General features: G+C 39.8%; 2 protein-coding genes. One reads left to right on the top strand and one right to left on the bottom strand.

What is annotated here, in order from left to right; translation table 11 throughout:
- Positions 1 to 186: 186 nt before the first annotated feature.
- Positions 187 to 1665: an ROK family protein gene (locus BO222_RS13150; RefSeq protein ID WP_075821160.1), complete on the top strand. Its 1479-nt coding sequence runs from the start codon at positions 187 to 189 to the stop codon at positions 1663 to 1665.
- A 562-nt stretch (positions 1666 to 2227) separates the two neighbouring features.
- On the opposite strand, the gene BO222_RS13155 is transcribed toward BO222_RS13150, so the two are convergent.
- Positions 2228 to 2482 (bottom strand): transposase (locus BO222_RS13155; RefSeq protein ID WP_198932097.1); only part of this gene is annotated, 255 nt, incomplete at its 5' end.

A 2482-nucleotide genomic window follows, 5' to 3' on the forward strand; every position in this document is an offset into this window, starting at 1 on the left:
CAAAAGGCGGAAATCTTCCGTTTCCGACTTTCCTGAGAGGAAAGCTGGAGCACAGAGAAGATTTCCGCCTTTGATGGTATTCAGGGATAACCGGGAATAAAAGCCCGTGCAAATTTCAAAAGGTTACGATGAAGTAATTAAGCTAAATGCAGACAGCCAAGCAAATGCTTTAGCCTGGAGGAAAGTATGGAAAAGGGAAACCGAGAAGGAAATCTGAAAAGTCCTGTTTTGAAAAGCAAAAACAGACCAGCAACTGTGTCTGCCGATTTATATACAGCTGATAGTTATCAAAATTGGATCCTTTCACATTCTTTTGAATGGTGCTCTATCGATCAGCCTTCGAACGACACCATCTATTTCCGGTCTGAATTCGGAGATATGGAAATTCGTTTTTATGATGAAAATATCGTTGAAATTTCGATATTCAGAAAAAAAGATACCCAGCTGCGTTATTACCTCCATTTCGAACTAAAGAAAGAGTCTCATGCAAAAGAAATGTTCAACGATATGCTTGAAGCATTATATTCTTTGCATCAGGAAACAACTTTGCATATTCTTCTTTCCTGTACGTCTGGAGCTACAACTTCCTTTTTAGCCAGTAAACTCAACCAGCTTGCCAAAAAGAACCAGCTCGACTGGCATTTTTCGGCTGTTCCCTATCTACAGCTGATTGAAAGTGCAGACCAGGCTGATCTGATCCTGATTGCTCCGCAAATTGGCTATCTGAAAAAGAAAATCGAATGCGCTCTTCCTGGAAAGCTGGTCTTTCAGATTCCTACGCCTTTATTCAGTGGATTTGATGCTTCTGGAACGATCGATTATATAAGACATCTTTTCGAAGAGGAAAAGAAAAGGGAAAAACATCTGCAGCATAATCTCGAAAGTCCGAAGGAAAAGGAATCTTATATTGAATTTCTGGGACCGGCCTTACTGATTTCTGTCATTCTGGACAGTGAGCAGCTTAATATAACGCTTCGGTATTATGAAAATGGCAAAAAAGTTGAAGAAGCTAAAGCTGTCTTTGCGATACTGAAGAGAAAATATCTCTGGCAGGAAATCTCATATATGCTAAGAAATGGCCGTAAACCTGAATGGATTGTATTGGCCATTCCGGGAATAGTCGATGACGAATCACTGGTTACAATGAAAAAGATGAATATGGATCACTTCAATCTTGCTGAAGAGATTGAGCGGCGCTACTCTGCGCGCTGTCTGGTTGTAAACAATGTAAACGCCTGCGCTTTAGGATGTTCACATTGGCAGCCTGATCTGAAAACGATGACTCTGATTTCTTTTCCTTATGGCTGTACTGGTCCGGGAGTCGGCACAGTCATCGATGGAAAAATACTCAGTGGAAGAAGAGGACTTGCTGGCGAATGCAAATTCTATATGAACCGGATGCAGTTTTCCAACAGCCTTGATAAGCTCAGCCGGGCAGAAGAAGGACATTATGAAATGCTGATTGCAACCATACTTCCATTAATTTCATTCATCGATCCGGATATCATCTATATGCGGACTCCATTAATTCAGGATATGAAGGAACTGGCTGCAAGACTAACGAATTATATTGCAGAAGAATATATTCCAAAGCTGGTTTACCTGAATAATCCGCTTGATGAAGTCTTCCTGGGGCTTGGAATCCTTATCAGCAGCCGGAAATAGTCCAGTGACGATTTTGAACATTGTAAACACCTCCAAAAACAAGAGCTGACATCCTTTTTGTTATGGATGCCAGCTCTTTATTCACAATGCCCATTTCAAATTGAATTTTTCGGAATTATCTTCTGATCCATCAATGAAATTCTGAGAAATCGTGAGAATTATCATGATTTTCTCACGATTAATCTATTCTTTCAATATTCAGGACGTTTGTTTCAAACTACCTTGCAAAGTCGTCATGCAATTTTTCCTGTTTCCAAAAGGCATCACATGTTTGTTCGTGTTATGCCGGTTCGCTCTGAGTTTTTCTGAGACATTATAAACATCACAAATCACAGTGATTGTGAATCATGGCTTATCAATACCTATTCAAAGCTTCACCTATTCAAAGCTTCAAAAAGGGGCTGTTAAATTTCGACTGATTTTTCATCAGCGAGATTTACAGCCCCTTTTTCTATGCTTTTTATCTGATTCAATCCTGTTTTATGATGTGTTTTTCCACTCAAGTCAATTTTTGAACGCACTGAAAAGAGCCAAAACTCAAAAAGACTGTTTATAATCTTTTTCAGATTTCGCTTTTCTGCTCCTTTAATTTTCCATAACGTTCGAGTTCTGGACAACTCATCCGATTTCTGTTGTTTAATTTTCTGATATTGTGTCCCATGGCCACAATAAGCACCTCAAATTTTACGTTTTCCAGTCCCCGGCGTCTCAATCGGCTGTATCTGTAGTTTTCTTTAAGATCTCCGAAGGTTCCTTCCGCCTGAATGCTCCGGCTGACCATAATCTCATGTCCTGCATCTGAAGACATGTTGAACAA

It is taken from the genome of Ileibacterium valens (assembly GCF_001945525.1).
Taxonomy (GTDB): Bacteria; Bacillota_I; Bacilli_A; order Erysipelotrichales; family Erysipelotrichaceae; genus Ileibacterium; species Ileibacterium valens.

Bases quoted from the DNA above. Each gene is read 5' to 3' on its own strand.
- BO222_RS13150 (WP_075821160.1), top strand. From the start codon at position 187: ATGGAAAAGGGAAACCGAGAAGGAAATCTGAAAAGTCCTGTTTTGAAA.